Origin of the sequence: Pedobacter sp. KBW06 (genome assembly GCF_003852525.1) — a bacterium.
Lineage (GTDB): Bacteria > Bacteroidota > Bacteroidia > Sphingobacteriales > Sphingobacteriaceae > Pedobacter.
The window spans coordinates 309,249-329,169 of sequence record NZ_QAJL01000006.1 but is presented as its reverse complement, the minus strand read 5'-3'; the positions used below and the strand labels follow the sequence as shown (position 1 = coordinate 329,169).

Genomic DNA, 19,921 nt, shown 5'->3' with positions numbered 1-19,921 from the left:
CAACTAAATATAAACCAATCAAGTATCCGAATGTGTAATGCAAATCTTTTCAAAGGAAGGAGTGTGTTTATGAAATAAGTAGTACCTGACCTTATTGAACCTCCCAAATCTGAGGGGCGCGAATTTTCTTCCGATCATTTGACCTGCCCCCCAATCCATTAACGTTTAAAAAAAATATAAATATGAGAATAATATTGATGCTCATGGTGTCCCTTTTGCTGAGTACTCAAGTTTCTGCTAAAAGGATTTCTGGTCTCTGGAATCCCACACAGCGGATCATAACGGGTACGGTCTACGATGAGTCGGGGCTGGGCCTTCCTGGTGTTACGGTTAAGATCGAGGGAAGCCAGAGAGGTGCCGTAACCAATTCTGATGGAAAGTATACGATACAAAGCAACAACGATTCAGAAATTCTGGTATTTTCTTTTATTGGTTACCTGAGCCAGAAAATAACCGTCGGAGAAAAGAAAGTAATAGACGTGAAACTTTTACCCGATCCCAAAAAAGAACTCGAGGAAGTCGCTGTCGTTGCCTTTGGTGTGCAAAAAAAGGAAAGTGTGATCGGTTCTATCACTACAGTAAAACCGGGCGACCTTAAAATACCTTCCAGTAATCTGACCACATCTTTAGCGGGCAGAGTGGCAGGAATGATTGCCTATCAGAGAAGCGGAGAGCCGGGCAGAGACAATGCCGATTTCTTTATCCGTGGGATTACCACCTTCGGCAACAATACCAAACCCCTGATTTTAATCGATGCCATAGAATTGAGTACCACAGACCTGGCCAGGTTACAGCCGGATGATATCGCTACATTTTCCATTATGAAAGACGCGACGGCAACGGCGCTTTATGGTGCCAGGGGCGCAAATGGGGTAATATTGGTGACAACAAAACAAGGGGTTGCAGGGAAGGCCAAGATTTCATTCCGTGCAGAAAGTTCAGCTTCAACTTCCACCAGTGATGTGAAATTTGCTGATCCGGTTACGTATATGAAACTGGCAAATGAAGCCATTTCAACCAGAGATCCCCTGGGAACGCTGTTGTATACGGACGAAAAAATTGCCAATACGCTGGCCGGTAAGAACCCATTGGTGTATCCCGCCAACGACTGGAGAAAGCTGTTGTTTAAGGACTATGCGATTAACCAGCGTTATAACCTGAGTGTGAGCGGAGGGGGAACGGTGGCCCGGTATTTTGTGTCCGGTGCCTATAATAAAGACAATGGTGTACTCAAGGTCGACAATAAGAATAATTTCAACAATAACATCGACCTTAAAAGCTATACCTTACGTTCCAATGTAAATATCGATCTGACCAAATCTACAGAACTGATTGTTCGGTTAAGTGGCAATTTTGACGATTATAACGGCCCGCTCGAAGGGGGAGAGGAAATGTACAGAAGGGTAGTCCGCTCTAATCCCGTACTATTTCCTGCTTACTATCCTGCAGATGATCAGAACAGGTTTGTCAAACACATCATGTTTGGAAATTATGGTAAGGATAATGCCTATTTAAATCCATATGTAGATCTGGTGCGGGGGTATAAAGATGAATCCAGGTCGCAAATGCTGGCGCAGTTTGAAGTTAAACAGGGCTTGGATGCGATTTTGAAGGGCCTGTCAGTCAGGTCTATGGTCAATTTAACCCGGACTGCTTCTTTCGGATACCGCAGAGGATATGATCCGTTCTATTATCAGCTGGCAGGTTATGACAGCATTACCGATAAATATCAGATTTCCAAAATCAATGAGAACGGTACAGAATACTTAGGTTTTGAACAGGGAGGTAAGGACCTCAGGTCTACTTTCGATACACAATCTATGTTAAATTATAATGCTGCTTTTGGAGCGAAACATAGCGTTAGCGGCCTGTTGGTTTTCATTACCAGGGAAAGCCTGAATGCCAATGCCGGAGACCTCCAGCAATCGCTTCCCTTTAGAAATCTGGGCCTGTCCGGTCGTGCTACCTATGCATTTGACAGACGTTATTTCGCAGAATTTAATTTTGGATACAACGGTTCCGAACGTTTCTCTCAATCCAAACGCTATGGATTCTTTCCTTCCGCGGGTATGGCCTGGAGTGTCTCTAATGAACGTTTTTTTGAGCCTCTAAAAAAGGTCATCACGAACCTTCGCTTTCGGTACACCTATGGACTGGTCGGAAATGATCAGATAGGGGATGAAAGAGACCGCTTTTTCTACCTGTCGAATGTGGATTTAAATAACAACGACCGGGGGGCGAGATTTGGAAGGGACCTGGACGAATTCAGGCCTGGGGTGCAGATCCGGAGGTATGCCAATAATGAGATTACCTGGGAAGTATCGAAGAAGCAAAACATTGCGATGGAGCTGAGTTTGTTTGGAAAAGCCAATTTGATCCTGGAATATTATACTGAAAACAGGGACAAGATCTTAATGGATCGCTCGGCCATTCCGAGTAATGTTGGTTTATCTGCAGTACCAAAGGCGAATCTTGGAAAAGCCAAAGGAAACGGGATTGACCTTTCCCTCGACATGCAGCACAGCTGGAATAAAGACATGTGGATCTCCGTAAGAGGGAACATGACTTATGCGAAAAGTAAATTTGTCGCTTTTGAGGAGCCGAATTACCCGGAATTCTACAGGTCAAGAATCGGGCAGTCGATCCGGCAGGAATACGGATACATTGCGGAACGGCTGTTTATCGACGATAATGATGCACTGAATTCTCCTAAACAGGAGTTTGTAGGGAAGTATGGCGGTGGAGACATCAAATACCTGGATGTAAACGGCGATGGGAAGGTGAATGAAGCGGATAAGGTGCCTATAGGTAGTCCGACAGTTCCGGAAATCATCTATGGCTTTGGCTTCTCTTTCAGCTACAAAAAGTTTGACATTTCAGCTTTTGCACAAGGCTCTTCCAATCAGTCTTTCTGGATAGATCAGGGCGCTACCTCACCTTTTAATAATCAAACCCAGCTTTTGAAAGCTTATGCGGATAGCCATTGGTCTGAGGACAACAGAAATATTTATGCGATATGGCCAAGGTTAAGTCCAACGTTAAATGCCAACAACAATAACCAAAGCACCTGGTTTATGAGAAACGGAGCTTTCCTGCGACTAAAACAGGTGGAACTGGGCTATACTTTTTCAAAGAAATTCCTGGAAAGAATCAGGGTCTCCAACTTCAGACTCTATGCCAGCGGAACCAATCTGTTCATATTGAGCAAGTTTAAAATGTGGGATGCGGAGATGTCAGGAAATGGACTGGGCTACCCGATTCAAAAGGTTTTCAACCTTGGCTTAAACATCACCTTTAATTAATTTAAATTTTTAGTCATGCGAAATATTAAAAAAGAAAGCCGGATCCTCATCATCACGGTTCTTGCGGTACTTTTTATGATCAGTTCTTGTAAAAAGTACCTGGATGTGATCCCTGATAATATCCCTACCATAGACCACGCCTTCGCGATGCGCACCGAAGCAGAAAAGTATTTATACACCTGCTATTCTTACATGCCCAGGGATGGAAACCTGGGTGCCGACCCGGCCATCCTTGGAGGGGATGAAATTTGGGCACTTTACCAATCCGGCCGGCCTGAATTTAACCATTATATTTTTGATGGATTGGCAAGGGGAGGACAGGCAACGGTAGATCCGATCGTAGGTTTTTATTGGGGCGATATGTACCGCGCCATCAGAGATTGTAATGTGTTTCTGGAAAATGTTGGAAAAGTACCCGACCTCACCGAACTGGAGAAACTGGAATGGATTGCGGAAGTAAAAACGCTGAAAGCTTACTATCATTTTTACCTGGTCAGAATGTACGGCCCGATTCCACTATTAAAAGAAAACTTTAAAATCGACGAAGTCATTGAAAATACCAAAGTGCCGAGAGCTCCGGTAGATACTTGCTTTAAATATATTGTCAGCCTCCTGGATGAGGCAAAAGCAGACCTGCCAAAGGCCGTTGGAAACCGGAATAAAATGCTGGGACGGATTACTCAGCCTGTGGCCTATGCATTAAAAGCAAAAGTATTGGTCACCGCTGCAAGTCCGCTTTTTAATGGGAACACAGACCTGACTTCCCTGAAAAACCTGGACGGCACAGCCCTGTTTAATCCTGCAGTGTCTTTGGAGAAATGGACGCTGGCGGCAGCTGCCTGTAAAGAAGCAATCGACATCTGCGAATTGGCAGGGAATAAACTGTATAAATTTAATCCGCCGGTTCCAAGGTTTAAGCTTTCGGATTCTACCAGAACGGGACTGAGCATCAGAAACGCCTTTGCAGAGCGATGGAATGAGGAAATCATTTGGGCCAATACCCAAAGCATCTCCAACCTGATCCAGAAAGTGGCCGCGGTAAAAGTAGATCACCGCTATCTGGACAATCCAAGGATCATCTCCGAACTGGCGCCACCCATTAAAATCGCAGAAATGTTCTACTCAGACAAAGGGGTTCCTATAAACGAAGACAAGACCTGGAATACCGGCAATTTATTGCTGCGTACTGCAACTGCAAAAGAGGAACGGTACATCAGGAAAGACTATGTGACTTCTGCCTTGAATTTTGACAGAGAACCCCGTTTTTATGCTAACCTTGGTTTTGACGGTGGGGTCTGGTATGGACAGGGATCGGAGAATGATGCTGATCCAAATTCTCTCTTTTTTGTCTCTTCAAGAAAAGGACAGCCGAATGGAAAAGTGGAGGCCGATTACGGATCGCCAACAGGCTATTATGTGAAGAAATATGTGCACTGGGAAAACGTACAGGGAAGTAGCGTAAACGATTACAAGGTAACTGAATATCCCTGGCCAATCATCCGGCTGGCCCAGTTGTTCCTGCTTTATGCCGAGGCATTAAATGAAGCCAATGGAGATAGAACCCAGATGTTCAAATACATCAATGCGGTAAGGGAACGTGCCAAACTTCCGACGGTGGAGTTTTCATGGGATAACTACTCCACCAACCCCTCAAAATATACTTCCCAAACGGGGATGCGCCAGATCATTCACCAGGAGCAGCTCATTGAAATGGCTTTTGAAGGAGCCCGTTTCTGGGACATCAGGAGGTGGAAAGAGGCAGTTGCCGAATATAGGAAGCCGATACAGGGCTGGGATATAGAACAGTCTAATCCGGACTATTATTACCGCAGAAGGGTGATGTTTGTGCAGAACTTTAGTGTGAAGGATTATTTCTGGCCAATCCGGGACCGGGACCTGTTAATTAATAAAAATCTGGTACAGAATATTGGTTGGTAACGTAAAATCAGAAAAATGAAAAAACTAATGTATTTAATCGCAGGATGCCTGTCTTTGCTTCTGCTGCAATGTAAAACCGAAGACAGGCTGGATCATCTTGATCCCAATGCAGCAGCACCGGCGCAGGTGTATAGCATCAAATCTGAAAGCAAACCCGGAGGGGCAATACTGACTTATAAATTGCCGGCAGACCCAAACCTTTCTTATGTAAAGGCGGTTTACGAAATCCAGCCAGGAGTGTTTAGGGAGGGTAAATCATCGTTTTATACGGATAGCCTTAAGCTGGAGGGCTTTGGCGATACCAGGGAGTATACGGTTAAGGTTTACAGTATAGGCAAAAATGAAAAAGCCTCCGCACCGGTAGAAGTGAAAGTCACGCCGCTCACGCCGCCAATAGAAAGCTCATTTAAAGAGCTGGTTATGGAGCCGGGCTTTGGGGGGATAAAAATCAAATTTAAGAATGAATTCGCTGCCAACATGGCGATAGTAGTGATGGCAGACACAGTTGGGAATGACGTTTTATTGCCGGTTCAGACTTTTTATACCAAGACTGTTGCAGGTACTTTTGCGGTGAGGGGCTTAACGTCTGCACCGAAGAAGTTTTCGGTTTACCTGAGAGACAGGTGGAATAATAAATCCGAAAGCCTGGTCAAAACCATAGCCCCTTTATTTGAACAGAAAGTTCCCAAGCCGTTTAAAGCACTGAAACTTCCGACAGATGAGTACGAACCTGTAGAATCACAATATCCGATGGACCGGATGTGGGATGATAAAGTAGACAATGGTGTATTTGCTTCACGTCACAATACCAGCACGCCGCAATGGTTTACCTTCGATCTTGGACGAGCCGTGGTCATCAGCAGGATGAAAATGCATCAGCGGCACCCGGATTATACCTATACCGGTGCCAATGTGAAAAGGTTTGAATTATGGGGCACAAATGATCCGGGATTGGATGGGGCATTTACCAACTGGAAACTCCTGGGAACATTTAAATCCTTCAAACCTTCGGGATTACCATTGGGCAGAGCAACTGCGGAAGACAACAATTATGGTCATACACAGGGGGAAGATTTTGACCTAGAGGAGATCCCGCTTGCTTATAGATACCTGCGTTTCAAGACACTGGAGACCTATGGCGGCGGAGCACAGATTACCATCGCAGAACTGAGTTTCTGGGGAAAATTATAAATGGGCCTAACTTAAAATATTCAAATGAAAACCAGATTTTACTATGTATTCCTCCTGCTCGCCGGATGTGCCTTTTCTTCCGGATGTAAAAAGATGGACAGCACTTACAAACAATTTGTTGTTCCCGGTGGTAAATATTATCCCGGAAGGGCAAACGGGGCCAGGTTTCAGGCCGGAAACAAAAGAGGCAGGCTTTACTGGCTTAGAAATGCAGATCCCAAAACAGTTAAAGCAAAGATTTACTGGAACAATTATGCTGATTCCGTAGAAATTCCCATCTCCAATGAGAAAGATACGATCAGTTATATGTTCAATAATCTACCGGAGAACTTTTATACTTTCATCATCAAGACTTACGACCTGGCCGGAAACTCTTCCGTACCCGTAGAAGTTCCAGGGGCAATATATGGAGATGCCTATCAGGACAGGTTATTGCTGCGGCCACTGAAAGCTGCGCTTTTAAAGACGAGCAATAAGTTGTTTACGACCTGGGAAGCAGCCGATATCGCGACTGGCGCATACGCAACAGAGATCGAATACACCAATAACAGCGGGCAGTTAACGACCAAAAGGGTTCGGGTAAACATCAGCGAGTTTAACGTCGATGATTATAAGGTGGGCACACAATTCAGGTATAGAACCCTCTTCCTGCCGGATACCACAGGAATAGATTTCTTTTATACCCCATACGTCAGTACCAAAGAACTCCTGTTGGATAAATCGGAATGGAAGATTATTGATTTTTCCTCTCAGCATCCCGGAGATGAAAACAAAGTGACTAATTTTATTGACGATAATGCAGGCACCCGCTGGCATACCAATGCCGGCAGCTCGAGGTATCCTCACCACTGTACAATAGATATTGGGGCATTGCGTTCCATTAAAAAGCTAGGCATCTGGAGGATGAAAGATGACGACAGAGCTCCGGATAAGCTGCAGTTCTTTACCAGTACGGATAATGTGAACTGGATCAATCAGGGGGTATTTGACTTTAACCGGAAAATTAATGATCAGCAGCTATTTACGATGACCGACCCTTCAGCAGCAAGGTATTTTAAAGTTGTCGGAGTATCGGGCCCTCAGTCTTACACCGTTCTGGGGGAGATCACACTTTACATTCCCTATAATTAAGAGCAGCTCATTTCAATGCAATAGCTTTAACCTGAAAGCCTCAACATTCCCTTAGAAGTTGAGGCTTTCAGGTTTTGTACTGTAGGAATCGGAACCTGCTAAGAAAGGAGGGCAATAAACCTTATAAAGAGTTTCTTTTGGTGTACTTAAAGGGGATGGCTATTTTTTCCATTGGTCCTTCCATCAGCATTTTTGCAGCAGTACTTCCCATAAAGGTAAAGTCAGTTGAAATGGTAGTAATACCATTTAGCAAAATTTTCTTAATTGGGGTTTCGTTGTAGGAGATGACCCCGACATCTTTGCCTATCTTCAGTTTCATATTCACGATCCGTTCCAGCAAAAGCACCAGATCGTCCTCCATCAGCACAATAAATACATCGCCCGGGTTGACCGGCTCCTTCATGATATCGGTAACGATTCCATGTGAAAAGGCATATTCCTGTGCGAAATTCAGGAACCCTCCCAGAATTTCATTAGGGAAATAGCTTTTTTGAGGGAAGACGATTTTTAATGTTTTATACCTGGAAAGGTCATGAAGTGCTTTTTGCAGCGCATTATAAATATCCTGTTCAAAGTCTTCATAGACAGCACCGTAATTTCCGCTGACCTGAGGAACAAGCTTATCCATTAAAATGAGCTTTTCTTTAGGCAGTGCGTTGATGATCTCCATGTTAAACCCATGGCCATTGATAAAGTGTGGGATAATCACAAAATGTGAGTACTGTGTCAACTGCTTTTCTGTAAGCAGTCTTTTAAACAGCATGAAGCTATTGTTATAGACATAGAAGTCTACATAAACATCAGTGTCCAGCGCTTCTATAAAAGCATCATAAATGATTTTTTTATGTGTACTCAGTTTGTTGAATAACAAAAGTACTTTAAATCTGCGCTTTGGTTTGATCTCAGCCACATAAAAACCTTTCCCCGGGACAGAAATGATCACGCCTGTACTTTTCAGATACCGGTATCCCTTGTCTACAGTGTCCCTGGCCATGTCGAGCCTGCAGCTGATTTCATTAATGGAGGGGAGGACATTGTCTAATTTTAAAATCCCCGATTCGATGGCATTTATGATGGCATCTGAAAGCTGTAAATATTTAGGTGTCGACGAATGTTCGTCAATTTTTATATGGTCAAATAGTTTCGTCCTACCCATTTTATAAAATTATAATTTCATAACTATTTATTAAATCCGACGGCATAACAGGGGAATACCGGTCGTGCCATTTAAATAGATATTATTAAGGTTATATATTGGTTTCGGGTGTGTATACAATGATATCAATCTAAATTGTATCAACTGTCATGGGCAGTGCTGGCTATTGATAATCAGCTGCTCCTTTTTATTGCCGCTCCGCGAAATTTTAATCGCGATTCAGAAAACAACGCATATTTAAATCAGAATTAACACTATATTTAGTTTTGGCTAATATGCAGCAAATAGTTTTGTGCAGCAATGTTGAACTATATCCATAATATAAAAGAAGGGGATCATGTATCTTTTGAAATAGTTTTTACACTATGTCATAAAAAGGTGTATGCCTACTTTTTAAAGAAGACAGCATCCGAAGATATTGCTCAGGAGCTGACTCAGCTTGCTTTTATCAAATTATGGAATTTTAAGCATACCCTTTCTGAAGAACATGAGCTCGACTTACAATTGTTCAGGATTGCAAAAACAACCTTACTCGATTATTTCAAAAAGCTGAGTAATGAGGAGCGGAACCTCAAGCTTTATTACCACAACCTTTCCGAAGAAGCTGTTGACCAGAATCAGAAATTTGAAACCAGTCAGCAATTAGAAGTCGCCTTAAGTGTCCTTCCTCCGACACGCAAAAAAGTTTTTATTTTAAGCCGATTACAGGGTTACTCTTATAAAGAGATTTCCGAGCAGCTTTCTATTTCGCCGAGAACGGTAGAAAAACACATTTCACTTGCTGTAAAACAGCTGGATGGATATGCTTATCTGCCCATGTTCCTCATTCTTGCGGAATACCTGCGTTAATTAAAAAAAAATATTTTTTACCCGTTACGGGTTTATCCCTGATTCAATCGTATTAGTAGTATGAATGTGTCTGATGAGTTGTTAGATAAATATTTTAAAGGAACCTGCAGCCCCGAAGAAAGGCTTCAGGTGTCGGGCTATTTAAGGGATCTTGACGACCTGCCAGACCATTTGTTAAGCAAAGCCGACTGGGATGAAACCACGGATGCCGGAATCGCTGAAGTAAAGAGCGGGGAAATGTTTAAAGTGATAAAAAAACAAACCCTGGCTAAGGTGTATCGTTTAAAATGGATTAAAATCAGCTCGGCAGCGGCAGTTGTCCTTGCCGTACTTTTAATTGCGCTCTTTAACTGGAAGAATACCCCGGCAGATCTCAATCTTGCCAAAAACAAGATTTCAAATGCTAAAGACCTAAATGCCATCAGCTGGAAATCAATTACAAATTATACAGAAAACAATCAGTCATTTACCCTGCCGGATAGTTCAACAGTCAACATCTTTCCGGGAGCTGAATTGAGGTATGCCGTTCCTTTCGTGAAAAATAAGCGGGAAGTATATTTAAACGGAAAGAGCTTTTTCCAGGTGGCTAAAGACAGTAAACATCCTTTTGTAGTCTATGCCAAAGGAATTTCCACCACGGCTTTAGGAACCTCCTTTACCATTACTGCCCTAGGCAAAAGCAAGTTTATTAAAGTGCAGCTGCATACCGGTAAGGTGCTCGTGAAAAACGTAGATTCCACGCACCACATTTCACCATTTAACGAGGTGTTGCTTCCGGGGAAAGAGTTGGTATACAACAGTCAGATCAACCGGGTACGTGTTTCGGATTCCAGATCTTTATTCGCAAGAAAGGAAAATGCCGTCAAAGAGCTAAACTTTACACAGGAGCCTTTGGTTGATGTTTTTCATAAACTGGAAAAATACTACCATGTGAAGATTGCTTACGACCGTGCTGACATAGCCGAAATGTCGTTTACAGGGAGCTTAAAACTAACCCAATCCATAGCTTCTATTTTAGAAGAAATTGCCGAATTAAACAAACTTAACCAAACTAAAACAGCTGAAGGTTACCTGATTAGAAAGTAAATCCAAAACCATATTAAAATAAATTGAACCCATAGCAAAAGGTGGGAAGGGGATTCTTTTGCCAAAAAAACAACCAAAAAAAACAGACTATGCTTAGAAAATTTACTACACATTTGTTCTTTTGCCTGCTGATGATATCAGTGTCGGCAAAGTCCTGGGCCCAGACATCGGAGATCACAGGGATTGTAAAAGATGAGACCGGGCTCCCTTTGCTGGGCGCCTCCATACTTTTACTCAATACAAAAACCAATGAAAAAAAGGGCATCATGGTGAATTCTGAAGGCAAGTTTCAGATCAAAGGCCTTTCTGCAAATGTACCTTACAGCATCAGCGCCTCATTTATTGGTTATGTGACCAAAACAATAGACAATTATGTACTCAAGGCAGGCGAACAGGCCACCTTGCTGATTCAGTTGAATCCCACTTCTACCTCCTTAACGGATGTGGTGATTGTGGGCTATGGAAGTCAGAAGAAGAAGGATGTGACAACTTCTATTGCGAGCATTAAAGCGGCTGATCTCGAAAACCAGCCCATTAGCAATGCGGCAGAGGCGATGGTCGGCAAGATGGCGGGTGTCCAGGTTTCCCAGGGCTCCGGAAGTCCCGGCAGCCCGCTGGCAATTAAAGTTCGTGGGGTTGGTACGATCACCGCAGGTTCAAATCCCCTGTATGTAATTGATGGTGTGCCCATCTCGAATGACAACATCAATACCTTAAATACCAATGATATCGCCTCTATTGAGGTGTTAAAAGACGCCTCATCTGCTGCAATCTACGGTTCCAGAGGGTCCAACGGGGTAGTGCTGATCACTACAAAGCAAGGTAAGAACGGCGTCTCCACGATCAGCGTAAACAGCTATACCGGCTGGCAGACGCTGGCGCACAAAATAGAGATGATGGATGCTTACCAGTACGCACAAATGGTGTTGGATTCCAGAAATAATTCCTATACCGATGCAATGGAAGCAATCAACAGAAAGAATGTAGCTTTAGGCTCACCTGTGGTCAACTTTAGTGTGAACGATAACAATGGCGTACGTTTATTCAATACCGGTAACAATACGAATACGGTGATGCCTCTGGAGGTTTTGCCTTATCTGCAAGGTCAGCAGGGACTGACGAATACCGATTGGCAGGATCAGATCTTCAGGACCGCACCGATACAAAACCATTCGATCTCTGCAGCAGGCGGAAGTGAGCTTTTAAAATACTACGGTTCATTAGAGTATTTTAATCAGGACGGGATCGTTTTAAATAGTGGGTTCAAACGGTATAGCGGAAGGTTAAACCTGGAAGGAAAAAAAGGAGTAGTCAGATATGGGGTTAATTTCAGCCCTTCAGTCATCAATGAAAAGAAAGTAAACGCCAATGGTGCTTACAACGCAAATGGTGGAGGTATTGTGGCATCTGCCCTGCATTATTCACCAATTTTCCCGGTTTATAACGCAGATGGAACCTATAATTTTGCTCAAAACTCCTGGAGCCCGGGCACCATCACCACTTTACCAAACAATACTACTGCAACGGGCAACGGTGAAACACAGGCCTGGAACCCGGTTGCATTGGCGATGCTTCAGAAAGACGACGTAGCTGCGACCAGGATGACGGGTAGCGCATTTCTGGAAGCAGAAATAATCAAGGATTTAAAATATAAGGTGCAGCTGGGTATTGACTTATCCAGTAGTTCTGAAGACATGTTCAGACCATCTACACTTCCACAGTCCAATACCGCAGGTAATCCATTGTCAGATGCAACAGGTTCTTCACGTACGATAAAAGAAACGAACTGGTTGCTGGAGCAAACCTTAAACTATGCCAAAACTATAGGAGATCATAACTTTAATGCCTTAATCGGCTGGTCTACTCAAAAAGATGACTTAAGTGGCAATTATGCTTTTGCTTCCAAAGGTTTTATCAGTGATCAGGTAGAATTTATAAAGGCAGGGATCGTGACCAATGGAACGGGTACGAGAACACAATGGGCATTGGCTTCAGGAATCGCCAGATTGCAATACAGCTATAAAGGAAAGTATCTGTTTACAGGTTCAATGAGGGCGGATGGTTCTTCAAAATTTGGGAAAAACAACAAATGGGGCTATTTCCCCTCAGCTTCTGTAGGCTGGAGATTATCGGAAGAGGATTTTCTTAAAAAATCAGAAACCATATCTGACCTGAAATTAAGAGCGAGTTACGGTTTAACGGGAAACTTTAATATTCCGAATTATGCTGCCCAGGGTACAATGTATAATTATGGTTATGTATTTGGTGGTACACTTCCCGCAGTGGTCAATGGCGCAGCTCCGATAGCCCAGCCCAACGACAACCTGCAATGGGAAAAAACAGCACAGCTGAACCTGGGTTTTGATGCTGCTTTTTTTAAGAATCAGCTGACTTTATCCGTTGATGTTTACAACAGTAACACCAATAACCTTTTATTGGATGTTCCGGTTCCTATCTCTACGGGCTTTGCTACGGAATTGAAAAATATTGGTAAAGTGAACAATAAAGGGATCGACATTAATTTAGGTACACAACAGCAGTTTGGTAGTGTTAAATGGACAGCAAGTGGAAACTTCTCTAAAAATATCAACAAAGTAGTAGAGTTGGGGCCGGGAAATGCAGACATCATCAAAGCGGGGTCCGTAGCTAATGCTTACTTTATTACCAGGGTTGGTGAGCCCATCGGCTCTTATTATTTGCCGGTAGTTTTAGGGGTATTTAAAAATCAGGCAGAAGTGAATGCTTATCCTCATTATACCGATACCCAGGGGAATTATGACCTGAATACCTCCAAGCCGGGTGATTTTAAATTTAAAGACGTGGATGGCGATGGCATCATTGATCTGACCAAAGACCGTGAAATTGTAGGAAATTACCTGCCTAAGTTTACTTACGGTTTTGCCACTTCTGCAGAATACAAGGGGATTGACCTGAATGTATCGATGCAAGGTGTTTATGGCAACAAAATTCTTAACCTATCCCGCAGGTATTTTGCAAATAAAGAAGGAAACATGAACAATATGGTGAGTTCTCTGGACCGTTGGGTTTCAGAAAGTAATCCAGGCAGTGGTCAGGACGTAAGGGCAAACCGCGCATCTAAAGGAAGTAACGGTACAACCTCTACCTGGCATGTAGAAAACGGATCTTATCTACGCATCCGTAACATTGCTTTGGGTTATACACTTCCTGCGAACTTCGTGAAGCGCGCATCTTTAACTAAAGTCAGGTTATACGTGTCGATGCAGAACCCTTTTACTTTTACCAAATACACAGGGTATAATCCGGAGGTGACCAACAGGGCAGATGCTACAACAAACGGAGAAGATTATGGCGTATATCCAACTGCAAAAACAACATCAATAGGCATTAATATCACTTTATAAAAAATATAAACAGATGAAAACATATATCATAGCAATCCTTACTTGTGGTTTAATGATCACGGCTACATCATGTAAAAAGTTCCTGGATTTAAAACCGCTTGATTCTTATACGGAAAATACCTTTTATAATGATGAGAAGGGCTTACAGGGTGGTCTGATCAGCTGTTACGATGCTTTGCAGACTGATAGTCTTTATGGAAACCATTTCCTGACCTTAGGCGAACTCAGGGGCGATAACCTGATCGATAATGATCCGGGATCAGGTGCTGGTGTCCGCAACCAGATTGAAGTGTTCTCCGAAACTTCCGCCAATAATATTCTTGCCGGTGTCTGGATGGGAAGTTACCGGGCGGTATACCGTTCCAATATTATTTTAGACCGTGCCCCGGCAATCAGTATGAATGAAACGACTAAAAACCAGATCATCGGACAGGCGAAATTTATCAGGGCTTTAAGCTATTTTAATTTAACCCGCCTTTGGGGCAATGTACCTCTGGTGCTTAAAGTTCAAAAAACGGAAGAAGCCAGACAAAATACCCGCGCTACTGCTGCACAGGTATATCAGCAGGTGATCGACGACCTGACTGATGCGGCAACAAAATTACCTGCTTCATGGCCGGATGCCCAACGCGGCAGGGCAACGAATTATGCGGCATCGGCATTATTGGGCAAAGTCTACCTGTATCAGAAAAGATTTGATCTTGCAGTGACTGCATTGCAGCCGGTTGTTGCAGCGATTTATGCGGGTACTGTAATCGGAACTGTGCCGCAAACAAGTACCTTTCCCAATAACCTGAAAACGAGTAAGGATGTTATTTTTGCGGTTCAATACCTTGCAGGCGGACTAAAAGAGTTTGTTCACCAGGATAACCGTTACAGAAATAACAACAACACCAATATCATCGCCATCCCTCAGGCCTTATTTGAGGCGACGGATAACCGCAAAGCATTAGTGGCCATAACAGGTACAGGTGGACGCCCGGGGAAATTTAATGCACCACAGGCCAACAATGAAACGAGTAGTGATTTCCCGGTAATCCGTTGCGCAGAGGTATTATTGATGTACGCCGAAGCACTAAATGAAGTTTCCTACGGAAACACCGAATCATTTAAAGCACTCAACGCGGTGCGTTCAAATGCAGGTGCTTCTGTGAAAACGGCATTGACGCTGACTTCGCAGAATGAATTCCGTACCGCAGTATATCTGGAAAGAAGATTGGAGCTGGCTTTGGAAGCAGACCGTTGGTTTGATATCGTAAGAACAAGCCAAATGGCAACTATTTTTCCTGGTATCCCTGCTTTCAGGAGCATTTATCCGGTTCCTCAGGTAGAGATTGACAACATCAATAATAAAAACGGCTGGCAGAACGCTGGCTATAACTAGGCGCTTAGCCAACAGAGGCCGGTACGATCAAAGTACCGGCCTTTTATTTTAGATCGGTTTAACCTGATCAGAAACGAAGCCATCATAAGCACACCACCTATAAACAGCAATGAACATGAGATCCATTTTCCTTTTAATCTGTGGCTGTCTTTGCACGATAAGCATCTGCGCGCAAGCACAGCAGCAGCCAAACCCACAATATCAGCTCAAAACTACCTTTAACCCTGTTCAGTATAAAAACTTTTACCTGCTTACCTTGCTGCAGCAGGATCAAAGGGTGAAACAGGCGATTAAAAATGACCCTGAGTTGAGTACTTTGTTTAAAAACAAAACCCTTAAAATAGCAGATGCCCTTAAATCCTGTGCTACCGGCATTGCTTGTTTTGCAGCTGCTTTTAAATTCACTGAAGATGAAATTGCGGCGGTAAGTGTTCGTTTAGGCCAGATCTCTAAACAAGATGCCGCTTTAAATGCCCTGGTGAATAATGACATTATTCCTTCCGGCTGTTATGCCTTATACGGTCATTTCAAGCCTGAAGAAATGCTGGCCAAAGCCTGGGCTCAGGATGCGAAGGCGATTAACCATACCATAGCGGTCTATGTGGAGGGAGCGAAGGCCAATTATCCGAAAATAGATTCTATAGGATTTAATGTGAAGGATAAAAGCTACCCGGAGCTGGTGAATACGAATGCCCTCCTGAGTTTGAATACCGTTAACAGTTTGTTCTTTGAGCCAGCTATGCAATTTGCATTGATTGCCCTGGAAATTAACGAACGGAAAGATGCGGGAGATTATGAGCCAATGATGACTACGGTAAACAAAGCAAGCCTCAGCGCTATCAAAAAGACAAATTTTAGTAAATACAAATACAGCCTGATCCTGGTGCCGGGTGAAGGCCCGGAGGAACAGGATACCGAATTAAGTGCCGGAGGAATGTTGCGTTGCCGGCTGGCAGCAGCGCAATATAAGAATGGAATGGCCCCTTTTATCATGGTGTCGGGTGGGAGGGTTCATCCCTACAAAACGAAATACAGTGAAGCATATGAGATGAAGAGATTCTTGATGAATACCCTGCAAATTCCTGAAAGTGTAATCATTATGGAGCCTCATGCCAGACATACGACGACGAATCTGCGCAATGCAGCACGGATCATGTTCAGGTATGGCATACCTATGGATCAGGCCGCACTAACGGTAACGGTCAACTCTCAAAGCAGGTACATCAGTGAGGTGATGCCGCAACGCTGCATCAAAGAATTGGGATACGAACCTTATCGGATCGGAAAACGTTTGTCGGACACGGCACTGGAATTTTTCCCAAATGTGATGTCCCTTCAAATTGATTTCGATGAGCCTATGGATCCATAAACAAGCTGTTGAAGGATGGAGGTTTTGTCCATCCTTCAACAACTTTTACCGGTTTACCAGAAAATGCTGTAAAGCGCAATCAGTATGCCTGTAATGATCAAAGCGCCTGCAGCAAAACCTGCGTTGGTTTTAAACATGCTGCGGTCAACTTCCAATCCTTTGGGATTTACCCCATTTCTGTTTTCAAATAAACTGATGATGACCATGCTGACCACACAGATGAGGAACACAAAGCCCATTCTGTCGAGGAAGGGGATTTCGTACAACATGCTGCCATCTTTCTGTTCTGCCAGTTTTGCGAAGCCAAAATTGCTCAGCCATTCCAGATTGCAGAAATTGGGAAGGGCCTTAAAACCTACAGAAAGCAGGAATCCTCCGATGGTCGCAAAAAGGGCTGCATTGGAAGTGGTTCTTTTCCAGAAAAATCCAAGGATAAACATCGCAAAGATGCCCGGCGATACAAATCCGGTATACTCCTGAATAAATTGAAAACCTCCTTTTTTATCAATTCCCAGTTGGGGCGCAATGATAATGGCCAGCAACATCGCAACGATCACCGTAATCCGGCCAATCACCACCTGCCGGTGCTCATTCGCTCCTTTATTGATCACCTTATTGTAGATGTCCAGTGTGAAAATGGTGGCAATACTGTTTGCTTTACCGGCCAGTGAAGCCACAATTGCTGCGGTCAGTGCGGCAAAAGAAAGCCCTTTCAATCCTGAAGGAAGCAGGTTTAACAAGACAGGATAGGCAGAATCTGCATTTAAAGATCCGTCTTTTACCATAGCCGTTTTAAAATCTCCATAGCCTTCCTTGTACAATACATAGGCGGCAATTCCCGGAAGGACCACAATTACGGGCATCAGCAATTTCAGTCCTGCGGCAAAAAGTAATCCCGAGCGTGCGGTCTTTAAATCCGCGCCTAAAGCCCTTTGTGTGATGTATTGGTTGCAGCCCCAGTAATTCAGGTTTACGATCCACATCCCGCCAATGAGTACGGTTAAACCCGGAAGGTCCATGTAATGTGGGTTTTCCTGGCGGAAGATCATGTGGAAATGATCCGAAGCTTTCTCTTTAACCATCGCCAATCCGTTCAATACCCCCGAGCTGCCAAAATGAGTGGCCACCAGCTCCAATGCAAGATAGGTTGTGGCCAGTCCTCCTAAGATGAGAAAGAAAACCTGGATGACATCGGTATATCCGATTACTTTCATTCCGCCCAGGGTAATGATGATCGCAAATACCGCCAGCACGTACATACAGGCCGTAGTATTGATACCGGAGATGCTGTTGATCGCCAAGGCGCCAAGGTAGAGGATGGAGGTCAGGTTGACCACCACGTATAGCAACAGCCAGAAAACAGCCATGATCATGGCCACGGTATTGTTGTACCGTTGTCCCAGGAACTGGGGCATGGTATAGATTTTATTTTTCAGGTATACCGGAATGAAGAAGATCGCAACAATGATCAGGGTAGCGGCAGCCATCCATTCGTAGGTAGCGATTGCGAGGCCCATGGTGAAGCCCGAACCACTCATTCCGATAAATTGCTCGGCCGAGATATTTGAGGCGATCAGAGAGGCTCCAATTGCCCACCAGGTCAAAGAGTCTTTTGCGAGAAAGAAATCTTTGGAATTCTCTTTATGGGCTTGTTTCTTACGGTAAACGGCCCATCCATAGACCGCAACAATCAGGAAGTAAACCAGGAAAACGATATAGTCGTAGGTACTCAATGAGTTCATGTGATTGGCTTTATCAGGTTTTAAATGAATCTGTTAACGATGTTTTCTAAAAGCTCCTGCTGGCCGCTGATGCTTTGCGGCTCTCCTTTTTCAAGGGCATAGTTGCGCAGAGCTTCCAGGTCCATCAGGCCATTTTCAAAATCCTGACCGGCACCCTCATCAAATGATGCGTAGCGTTTGGTTCTGATTTTTTTATAGTCGGATTGCTGCAGGATCTGATCTGCAGTAATCAGGGCCCGGGCAAAAGTGTCCATTCCGCCAATATGTGCGTAGAACAAATCAGCAGGATCTGTTGAATTTCTTCTGATCTTAGCATCGAAGTTGATTCCTCCGCCCTGAAGCCCGTTGGCCTCCAGTACAATCAGCATGGCTTCCGTCAGTTCATTGATGTTGTTCGGAAACTGGTCGGTATCCCATCCGTTCTGGTAATCGCCTCTGTTGGCATCCATAGAGCCCAACAGGCCTGCATCAGCCGCTATCTGTAATTCGTGCTGGAAGGTATGGCCCGCAAGCGTGGCATGGTTCACCTCGATGTTTAGTTTGAAGTCTTCCAGCAGACCATATTGACGAAGGAAATTGCTCACGGTAGCCGCATCGTAATCGTATTGGTGTTTGGAAGGCTCACATGGTTTCGGTTCTATGAAGAAAGTACCTTTAAAACCTTGCTTACGGGCATAGTCCTTTGCCAGGTGCAGGAACTTTGCCAGGTGTTCCTGTTCCCGTTTCATATTGGTATTCAGCAAGCTCATATAGCCCTCACGACCGCCCCAGAATACATAATTCTCCCCATCCAATGCAATGGTCGCATCCAGGGCAGATTTTACCTGTGCTGCGCCGTGTGCCAGGACATGGAAATCCGGGTTTGTCGCCGCGCCATTCATGTACCGGCGGTGAGAAAATAAATTTGCCGTTCCCCAAAGTAGTTTAACGCCACTTGCCGCCTGTTTTTGCCGGGCATACGCTACGATGGCCTGCAAGCGCCGCTCATTCTCATGGATGTCATTGGTATAATCTACCAGATCCACATCATGAAAGCAATAATAGGGGAGGTTCATCTTGCTGATGAACTCAAAAGCCGAGTCCATTTTGTCTTTTGCACGGGCTACCGCATCGGTTTTTTCATTCCATGGATGAGTAATACTGGCCTCACCAAAGGGATCTCCACCGGTAGCGACAAAAGAATGCCAGTAGGCGCAGGCAAAACGTAAGTGTTCCTTCATTGTCTTTCCTGCAATCATTCTGTTTTCATCATACCAGCGAAATGCCAGTGGGTTATCTGAAGCCAATCCTTCAAATTTTATGGGTCCTATTCCTTTGAAAAATTCCTTTTCTCCTGTCGTTACTGTAATCATTTTGGGTCTTTATTTTGGTTGATTTAATAAGGTTTAAT

At 44.0% G+C, this 19,921-nt stretch carries 12 protein-coding genes; 9 read left to right on the top strand and 3 right to left on the bottom strand.

What is annotated here, in order from left to right; all coding sequences use genetic code 11:
* Window positions 1-182: 182 nt before the first annotated feature.
* From DBR43_RS31160 to DBR43_RS31145, 4 genes are read left to right on the top strand one after another with little or no spacing between them, the layout of a single operon-like run.
* On the top strand, window positions 183-3,302 hold the full coding sequence (locus DBR43_RS31160; RefSeq protein ID WP_124587261.1) for a SusC/RagA family TonB-linked outer membrane protein: 3,120 nt from the start codon (window positions 183-185) through the stop codon (window positions 3,300-3,302).
* 15 nt (window positions 3,303-3,317) lie between these two features.
* Window positions 3,318-5,240: a RagB/SusD family nutrient uptake outer membrane protein gene (locus DBR43_RS31155; RefSeq protein ID WP_124587260.1), complete on the top strand. Its 1,923-nt coding sequence runs from the start codon at window positions 3,318-3,320 to the stop codon at window positions 5,238-5,240.
* A gap of 15 nt (window positions 5,241-5,255) precedes the next feature.
* Window positions 5,256-6,431: a DUF5000 domain-containing lipoprotein gene (locus DBR43_RS31150; protein ID WP_124587259.1), complete on the top strand. Its 1,176-nt coding sequence runs from the start codon at window positions 5,256-5,258 to the stop codon at window positions 6,429-6,431.
* Window positions 6,432-6,455: 24 nt separating this feature from the next.
* The gene (locus DBR43_RS31145; protein ID WP_124587258.1) at window positions 6,456-7,562 is read left to right on the top strand and encodes a DUF4998 domain-containing protein; all 1,107 of its coding nucleotides are present in this window, start codon (window positions 6,456-6,458) and stop codon (window positions 7,560-7,562) included.
* A 121-nt stretch (window positions 7,563-7,683) separates the two neighbouring features.
* Here the strand turns inward: DBR43_RS31145 and DBR43_RS31140 are convergent, their stop codons facing one another.
* Window positions 7,684-8,718: a GntR family transcriptional regulator gene (locus tag DBR43_RS31140; protein WP_124587257.1), complete on the bottom strand. Its 1,035-nt coding sequence runs from the start codon at window positions 8,716-8,718 to the stop codon at window positions 7,684-7,686.
* 300 nt (window positions 8,719-9,018) lie between these two features.
* Here DBR43_RS31140 and DBR43_RS31135 point away from each other — a divergent pair, with 300 nt between their 5' ends.
* The 5 genes from DBR43_RS31135 (at window position 9,019) to DBR43_RS31115 (ending at window position 16,789) form a co-directional block, all read left to right on the top strand.
* Window positions 9,019-9,567, top strand: a complete 549-nt coding sequence (locus tag DBR43_RS31135; protein WP_124587256.1) for an RNA polymerase sigma factor — start codon at window positions 9,019-9,021, stop codon at window positions 9,565-9,567.
* 60 nt (window positions 9,568-9,627) lie between these two features.
* A complete protein-coding gene (locus tag DBR43_RS31130; RefSeq protein ID WP_124587255.1) occupies window positions 9,628-10,653 on the top strand; it encodes a FecR family protein in 1,026 nt (341 codons plus the stop codon).
* Window positions 10,654-10,742: 89 nt separating this feature from the next.
* The gene (locus DBR43_RS31125) at window positions 10,743-14,036 is read left to right on the top strand and encodes a SusC/RagA family TonB-linked outer membrane protein (protein WP_124587254.1); all 3,294 of its coding nucleotides are present in this window, start codon (window positions 10,743-10,745) and stop codon (window positions 14,034-14,036) included.
* A gap of 13 nt (window positions 14,037-14,049) precedes the next feature.
* Window positions 14,050-15,420: a RagB/SusD family nutrient uptake outer membrane protein gene (locus DBR43_RS31120; protein ID WP_124587253.1), complete on the top strand. Its 1,371-nt coding sequence runs from the start codon at window positions 14,050-14,052 to the stop codon at window positions 15,418-15,420.
* Between the two features lie 115 nt (window positions 15,421-15,535).
* Window positions 15,536-16,789: a YdcF family protein gene (locus tag DBR43_RS31115; RefSeq protein WP_124587252.1), complete on the top strand. Its 1,254-nt coding sequence runs from the start codon at window positions 15,536-15,538 to the stop codon at window positions 16,787-16,789.
* A gap of 53 nt (window positions 16,790-16,842) precedes the next feature.
* Here DBR43_RS31115 and DBR43_RS31110 read toward each other — a convergent pair whose 3' ends face one another.
* Both DBR43_RS31110 and xylA read right to left on the bottom strand, forming a co-directional pair.
* On the bottom strand, window positions 16,843-18,531 hold the full coding sequence (locus DBR43_RS31110) for a sodium/sugar symporter (protein ID WP_124587251.1): 1,689 nt from the start codon (window positions 18,529-18,531) through the stop codon (window positions 16,843-16,845).
* Between the two features lie 20 nt (window positions 18,532-18,551).
* Window positions 18,552-19,883: a xylose isomerase gene (xylA, locus tag DBR43_RS31105; RefSeq protein WP_124587250.1), complete on the bottom strand. Its 1,332-nt coding sequence runs from the start codon at window positions 19,881-19,883 to the stop codon at window positions 18,552-18,554.
* Window positions 19,884-19,921: the final 38 nt, after the last annotated feature.